Source organism: Streptomyces sp. NPDC001070 (genome assembly GCF_053598835.1).
The window spans coordinates 127,239-134,118 of the sequence record NZ_JBSFLB010000028.1; the positions used below are offsets into that span (position 1 = coordinate 127,239).

General features: G+C 74.1%; 7 protein-coding genes. 1 reads left to right on the forward strand and 6 read right to left on the reverse strand.

Features of this window, described 5'->3' with window-relative positions:
- Positions 1-264: 264 nt before the first annotated feature.
- The 6 genes from ACWDAS_RS30450 to ACWDAS_RS30475 form a co-directional block, all read right to left on the reverse strand.
- Positions 265-1,518, reverse strand: coding sequence for a beta-ketoacyl synthase N-terminal-like domain-containing protein (locus ACWDAS_RS30450; protein WP_450397464.1), 1,254 nt, complete (start codon positions 1,516-1,518; stop codon positions 265-267).
- Positions 1,515-2,780 (reverse strand): beta-ketoacyl-[acyl-carrier-protein] synthase family protein, encoded by a 1,266-nt coding sequence (locus ACWDAS_RS30455; RefSeq protein ID WP_450397465.1) that lies wholly within the window; start codon positions 2,778-2,780, stop codon positions 1,515-1,517. Before ACWDAS_RS30455 ends, ACWDAS_RS30450 begins: the two co-directional genes overlap by 4 nt.
- Before the next feature lie 29 nt (positions 2,781-2,809).
- Positions 2,810-3,715 (reverse strand): cupin domain-containing protein, encoded by a 906-nt coding sequence (locus ACWDAS_RS30460; RefSeq protein WP_450397467.1) that lies wholly within the window; start codon positions 3,713-3,715, stop codon positions 2,810-2,812.
- 248 nt (positions 3,716-3,963) lie between these two features.
- Entirely contained in the window at positions 3,964-4,158 is a 195-nt protein-coding gene (locus ACWDAS_RS30465; protein WP_450397468.1) for a hypothetical protein, read from the reverse strand.
- A 28-nt stretch (positions 4,159-4,186) separates the two neighbouring features.
- Entirely contained in the window at positions 4,187-4,987 is an 801-nt protein-coding gene (locus tag ACWDAS_RS30470) for a family 1 encapsulin nanocompartment shell protein (RefSeq protein ID WP_450397470.1), read from the reverse strand.
- Entirely contained in the window at positions 4,984-5,985 is a 1,002-nt protein-coding gene (locus ACWDAS_RS30475; RefSeq protein WP_450397472.1) for a Dyp-type peroxidase, read from the reverse strand. The genes ACWDAS_RS30470 and ACWDAS_RS30475 overlap by 4 nt, the downstream gene beginning before the upstream one ends.
- A 124-nt stretch (positions 5,986-6,109) precedes the next feature.
- Between ACWDAS_RS30475 and ACWDAS_RS30480 the strand changes: the two genes are divergently transcribed.
- Positions 6,110-6,880: YoaK family protein (locus ACWDAS_RS30480; RefSeq protein ID WP_450397474.1), on the forward strand; the 771-nt coding region annotated here is incomplete at its 3' end.

Genomic DNA, 6,880 nt, shown 5'->3' on the forward strand with positions numbered 1-6,880 from the left:
GGAGAGCGGGTTGAGGGCGTTGACGCGCTTCACGTCGATGCAGGGGTGCGGGATCGGGTTGACGTTCTGCGAGTAGTGCCGCCGGTTGCCGCGACGGCCGGAGCAGCGCAGGCGAGAGCCTTCTTCAGCATGGGGAGTCTCTCCTCCGGGATTGCAACGACGCCCTCCGGACGCCGACATCAGGAGAAACGCCCCCACCGGGCGGACGTGACGGATATCGCTCCGGGAATCCCCTCTCTCACCCCCAGGCCGTAGGGCGCGACACTAATAGCAGGAGTTCCCCTCCAACGAGCCGAGGACGACGACGCTGTTGAACCCGCCGGTGCCGCGGGCCAGCACCACCGCCGTGTCCAGCCGCTCGGGCCGGGTCCAGCGGGTGGTCAGGCGGATGCCGTACCGCTCCCGGGCGGCGCGCGCGTCGCCGCCGCGGGTGGGGGGGAGCACCCCGGTGCGCAGGGCGAGGGCGGCGGCGACCGTGTCCAGTGCGCCCGCGCCCGAGGTCAGCCGCCCGACCGCGGCCTTGGGCACCGTCACCGGCACGTCCGCCAGCCGGTCGCCGAAGACCCGGTGCAGCGCCGCCGCCTCCGCCGCGTCCCCGGCCGGATCGCCGGCGCCGTCGGCGAAGACCGCGTCCACGTCCTCGGGGGCGCGTCCGGCCTGCTCCAGTGCCGTGGTGACGGCCCGGGCCAGTTGGACGCCGTCGGGCGCGGGGGCGGTGTGGTGGTGCGCGTCGTGCGTGGCGGCGTGGCCGAGCAGTTCGGCGTAGCCGCGCACGCCCCGCTCCGCGGCGTGCGCCTTCTCCTCCAGGACCATCAGGGCGCCGCCCTCACCAGGGACGAATCCCGAGGCGTGCGGGCTGAAGGGCAGATAGGCCCGCTCGGGGTCGGTGCCGCGGTGCACCGTGGGCAGGGTGGACTGGCAGGCGAGGGCGAAGGGGGACAGCGGCGCCTCGGTGCCCCCGACGATCACCGCCTTGCCGCCGCGCCGCAACAGCCGCCAGGCGTGCTTGAGCGCGTCCAGCCCGCCCGCCCCGTCGGCGGCGACGACGCCGCAGCCGCCGGTCAGCCCGTGCCGGATGGAGATCTGGGCGGCGCCGGCCGCGTGGAACCAGGCGATGGACTGGTGGGGGTTCACCTCGCCTGGATGCCGCGCCCACAGGGCATGGGTCTCCCGCTGACCGGACTCGTTGCCGCCGGAACCGCTGGAGGTGACCACCGACAGGTGGAACGGTGGGTGGTCGGCGGGCCGGAGCGCCGCGTCGGCCAGTGCCATCTCGGCCGCGGCCAGGGCGAACCAGGTCCACCGGTCGGTCTCGGCGCGCAGTCTGCCGTCGATCCAGCGGGCGGCGTCGAACCCGGTGACCTCACCGGCCAGTACGACCGGGGAGCGGCTCGCGTCGGGCCTGCCGATCGGCCGGATGCCGTTGCGGCCGGCGACGGTGGCCCGCCAGTACGGCCGGGTGCCGACACCGGTGGGGGCGACCACCCCGAGCCCGCTGAGCACCGCGCGTGTGGTCATGCCTCCGCCTCCCGTTCCGGGTCCGGCTCCAGGGCCGAGAAGACCATCGCCGACTGGAACCCGCCGAGTCCGGAGGCCACCGACAGCGCGTGCCGCACCCGCCGCTCGCGGGCGAGGACCGGCGTGTAGTCGAGGTCGCACAGCGGGTCGGGCCGCAGGAGGTTGGCGGTCGGCGGGATCACGCCCCGCCGGACGGCGAGCGCGCAGGCGGCCATCTCCAGCGCGCCCGCCGCGCCGAGGCAGTGGCCGATGACGGACTTGATGGAGCTGACGGGGACCTTGTGCGCGTGCTCGCCGAGGGCGCGCTTGTACGCGGCGGTCTCGTAGCGGTCGCTCTGCACCGTGCCGGAGCCGTGGGCGCTGATCCAGTCGAGCTGCTCGGGGGCGATGCCGGCCTCCGACATGGCGGAGATGACGGCCTCGCTCAGTTCGTAGCCGTCGGGGCGCAGACCGGTCATGTGGTAAGCCCCGGTCCGGTTGTCCCAGCCGCGCACCTCGCAGTAGACGGACGCGCCCCGGGCGCGGGCGTGCGCCAGTTCCTCCAGGACGAGCACGGCGCCGCCCTCGCCGAGGACGAAGCCGTCACGCCGGTCGTCGAAGGGTGCCGGCGCCTGGGCGGGGTCGCCCGCGAAGGCGGTGGTGGCGCCGATCGCGTCGAAGCAGGCCACGGTGACCGGGGAGATGGGCGCCTCACCCGCACCGGCCAGCATGACGTCGGCCTCGCCGTCGCGCAGCGTCTGGAAGGCGCAGCCGATCGCGTCGATGCCGGAGGTGCAGCCGGTGGAGACGACCGAGGACGGCCCGTGCAGGCCGTGCCGCAACGAGAGCTCGGCCGCCGCCGAGGAGGGGTGCATCGCCCGGTGGAGGAAGGGCATGCCGTGATCGGGGCCGACCTCCCAGTGCCGGCCGCCGTCGCTGGCCACGACGTACTCGTCCTCCAGGGTGACCGTGGCGCCGACGGCGGTGCCGACGCAGACCCCGATGCGCCGGGTGTCCGCACGTTCCGGGCGCAGCCCGCTGTCGGCGAGCGCCTCGGCGGCGGCGGCGAGCACGAACTGGGCGAAGCGGCCGTTGCGTCGTATCTCCTGGGGGGTGAGGCCCGCCGCGACGGGGTCGAAGTCGGCCTCGGCGGCGATCCGCGAGCGGTACCGGGACGGGTCGAAGCGGCTGATCCGGCGGATCGCCGGCCTGCCCCCGACGATCCGCTCCCAGAACGCCTCCCGCCCGGCGCCGCCGGGGGCGACGGCTCCGACGCCCGTCACCACGACTCTGCGCGCGGTGCGGCCTCCGGTCACCGGTCGACCAGTTCGCGGCCCGGTGCCGGGCCCTCCGTCGCCGGTCCCGCCGCGGTGGCGGCGCGGGCGATGGCGGCGGCCTGCTCACGGCTCTCGGTGTCCACGTGCCCCAGATCGGGGCGCGGCGCGAGCGGGGCGAGGAAGAACACGGCGCGGGCGACGGCGCCGGAGGTGTTCACCACCCGGTGGCGGACCCCGCGCGGGATGAGCAGGGCCTCGTTGGCGGCGACGCTGCGCGGCGAACCGTCGAGGTCGACCCGCACCTCGCCCTCCACGACCACCAGGTGCTCCTGCGAGTACGGGTGGTAGTGCTCGGCCACGGCCTCACCGGGGCCGACCGTGACCATGCCGCAGAAGCCGTCCGTCGTGCCGACCGAGGTGGTGGAGAGCAGGGTGCGGATGTCGCCGCCGCGCCGGGTGTCCGCGTGCGTGTCCAGGGTGCCGACGGGCCGGATCCTGCGGGACTCCAGCCGGTCCTTGATGAGCTGCATCTGCACCCGGGAGTTGGTGTTGATCCGCTGCCGCATCCCCTCGTCGTCGACGGGGGCGTCCACCTTCATCCGGAAGTCCTGCAGCCAGCGCATGCGGGTGCTCTCGGGGCCGAGCTCCTCGTACTGCCAGTAGATGTTCATGAACTCGAACGGCCCGGTCTCCACCCGCCGGGCCCGCACGGTACGGGTGGCCCGGTCGACGGTGCGCTCCGAGATCCAGGACCAGACGCGGCCCTTCTCGTCGGGGTGCATGGTGAGGCGGAACCGGGTGGTGTCGCCCTCCTGGGCGATGATCTCGGCCTCGGCGTACTCGCTGAAGAGGGTGGGCCAGCCGGCGACGTCGTTGGTCCGCAGCCACACGTACTGCAGGGGGGCGTCGATGACGATCTCGTTCTCGGTGTGCATCGTCATCGGACCCGCACCTCCGGCACGGGGCGGGCGGACTGACATTCCGTCACTGACGTCATGGCGTACTACCTCCAAGCGGGCGGCCGAATAATCACACAATCGGTCCCCGCAGTGACGGAACGTGTCACGCCCTCCCGGTCCGCTCCACCCGGACGGGGGCACACTTCATGATGGTCCGTCAGCAGACCGCGGCCCGGTCCCCGCAGCCCGGACCGGTGCGCGAGCCCGCACACCGAACGGGTGGCGGCCGCTCACGCGCGGTGGTGGGGCGCCTCCGTGCCGTCGACGTGGGTGCCGGGGACCACCGGGACGTGGGCCGGCGGCAGGTCGTCGGGCGGGTTCTCGCGAGCGTCCTCGGGCGGCGGGGCGGCATGCCGGGCGGGCCCGCCGGTCCTGCCCTGGGGGCGGTGCGGCCACAGCGACGTCTTCCTGTGCTTTCCACTCATAACGGGCGAATACCCGTGATGGGCCCCGTCACGCGGCCGCGATCGCGACCGCCGCCTCCGCGGTGTGCACCAGGAAGGTGAGGCTCTCCTGGAAGTACAGCCGGACGCTGGTGTCGTCGTGCGACAGATAGCCGATGGACACGTCCTGGCCGATGCGCAGCTCGAAGTCGCCGCCCCGGGTGGAGAGCAGGAACGCCCCGTCGATGGCGGGCGCCCAGACGATCTCGCCGTCGAGGAGCCGGGCCAGATGGGCGTGGATCGGGTAGCCGTAGTGGGAGGTCTCGTTGACGGCCGTGTACGCGTCGGCACTGAGCGCGAGCGTGTACGGACCGCCGACGCCCGCGAGGCGGAGGGCGGAGATGGCCTGGCTGACGGCGTTGGGGTAGTCGCGCACGTCCTCGGGCAGGGTCAGCGGGGGGTTCGACGCGCTCGCGCGGATGCCCGTGATGCCGCCCGCCTCGTACCCCTCGAAGACCGCCCGGTCCTCGGTGAACGCGATGCGCCGGGCGGCGTCCTTCACCGGCTGCCAGTCCGCGTCCCTGGCGCCGCGCTCCACGGTGTCGACCTCGCGGCGGTCGACCGTGAAGGGCACGCGCAGCTCGACGACCGGCTGCGAGCGGCGCACGTGGGCGGCGACCTCGTCGCCCGGAGGGGCGATCGGGTCGAGGTGGCCCGTGTTCACCCCCGCCAGCTCGGATCCGGCGGCCTCGGGCACGTCGACGATCCTGCGGGCGGCGACATGGCGCTTGAACGTCCGGCGTGCCTCCTCCTCCAGGTCGTCCCAGGCGGCCGCGGAGATCGGGGCGAGTTCGCGGTGCAGGTTGTTCATGATGTGACGGTCTTCCTCAGGTCGCCGATCCCCAGCGACTCGGCGGCCGGGACGGCCGCGACGGCGGGGGGATCGGGAAGGTCGTCCAGGAAGTCGGCGGACGGGACGAAGAACAGCGTGCCGGTGACGGCCCGGGAGAAGTCCAGGATCCGGTCGTGGCCGGCCTGTCCGGCGCCGAGGAACATGTTGCGCAGCATCTGCTCGGTGACCCCGGGGGTCCGGGCGTAGCCGATGAAGTACGTCCCGAACTCGCCGTTCCCGACCCGGCCGAAGGGCATGTTGTCGCGGAGGATCTGCCGCTCCGTGCCGTCGGGTTCGGTGATCGTGGTCAGGGCGACGTGGGAGTCAACGGGCTTGACGTCGTCGTCCATCTCGATGTTGTCCAGTTTCGAGCGCCCGATCGCCTTCTCCTGCGCCTCCACGGGCAGGGCGTTCCAGGCCTCGAGGTCGTGGAGGTACTTCTGCACGATCACATAGCTGCCGCCCGCGAAGTCCGGGTCCTCGTCGCCGATCACGACCGCTTCGGTCGCCTCGGGGCCCACCGGGTTCTCGGTGCCGTCGACAAAGCCCAGCAGGTCGCGCACGTCGCGGTACTTGAAGCCGTGCACCTCGTCGCGGACCGTGACGTGGTCGCGCAGCCGCTCCATGATCAGGGCGGCCAGCCCGAAGCAGAGGTCCAGCCGGGTGGCCCGGACGTGGAACAGCAGGTCGCCCGGGGTGGCGGGGGCCTGGTGCCGGGCCCCGGTCAGCTCCAGGAAGGGGTGCAGTTCGGCGGGCCGCGGTCCGGAGAAGAGCCGGCCCCACACCTGCGAGCCCACCCCCGCGACGCAGCTCAGCCGGCCGTCCGGCGTACCGAAGCCCACCGAGCGCTGCAGCCCGGACAGGTTCTCCAGCAGGTCGCGGGCGGCCGCCTCGCCTCCGGGGTCGACCGTCACGACGAGGAAGATCGCCGACGTGGTGAGAGGGCTGAGCACCGGCTGCGGCAGCGGTTCCGCCATCACCACGCTCCTTCGTGTCGGGGCGCGCCCGGGTCCGGGCGGACACGCACAAGTCTGCTCCGGGCCCCGGCCCGGTGCATCCTGACCAGGATGGGCACCGAAACCCTGCGGAAGGCGGCTGGACATGAGCGGTGGCCCGGACGGGGACCGGCGGCGCCTGCTGACCGTGCTGCTGCTCATCCTCACCGTGCTCAGCGGGCTGATCGACGCGGTGAGCATCCTCAGCCTGGGCCATGTCTTCGTGGCGAACATGACGGGCAACCTGGTCTTCGTCAGCCTGGGCCTCGCCGGGGCGCCCGGTTTCTCCGCCGTCACCTCGCTCCTGGCGCTGGGCGGGTTCGCCGTGGGCATCCTCTTCTGCCGCGCGGCCCTGGCCCGGCTGCACCCCCCGGTAACGCTGGTGAGCGCCGCCGCGGGATGCGAGACCGTGCTGCTCGGGACGGCCACGGCACTGCACGCGCTCGACGGGCCGCGGCACGTACTGGTACCGCTGTGCGCGGTGGCGATGGGCATCCAGAACGCCATGGCCGGGCGCGTGGGCATCGGCGGCCTGACGACGACCGTGATGACCCGCACCCTGGTCGGGCTGATCGGCGACACGGGCGCCCCGGCGCACGACCGGGGGGTGGCCGTGCGCCAGGCGCTGAGCGTCGGCGCCCTGGTGTCCGGGGCCCTGATCGGCGGGCTCCTCGTGGTCCTCGTGGCGCCGCCCGTCGCCCTGGGCGCGGCGGCGGGGTGCGCGCTGGTGGTCACCGGGATCGCGACCGTCGCCGCCCCCCCGGGTCCGGGGGGGGGGGCGGGGGGCGGGCCCCGGCGGGGGGGCGCGGCGGAGGCGGGCGGGGGGGGGGGCCCACCCCCCGGGGGGCAGAGGGGGGGGGCGGGCGGGCACCCCGCG

Coding starts and splice junctions, on each gene's coding strand:
- ACWDAS_RS30470 (WP_450397470.1), bottom strand. CDS start 4,987: ATGAACAACCTGCACCGCGAACTCGCCCCGATCTCCGCGGCCGCCTGG.
- ACWDAS_RS30450 (WP_450397464.1), bottom strand. CDS start 1,518: ATGACCACACGCGCGGTGCTCAGCGGGCTCGGGGTGGTCGCCCCCACC.
- ACWDAS_RS30475 (WP_450397472.1), bottom strand. CDS start 5,985: ATGGCGGAACCGCTGCCGCAGCCGGTGCTCAGCCCTCTCACCACGTCG.
- ACWDAS_RS30465 (WP_450397468.1), bottom strand. CDS start 4,158: ATGAGTGGAAAGCACAGGAAGACGTCGCTGTGGCCGCACCGCCCCCAG.
- ACWDAS_RS30460 (WP_450397467.1), bottom strand. CDS start 3,715: ATGACGATGCACACCGAGAACGAGATCGTCATCGACGCCCCCCTGCAG.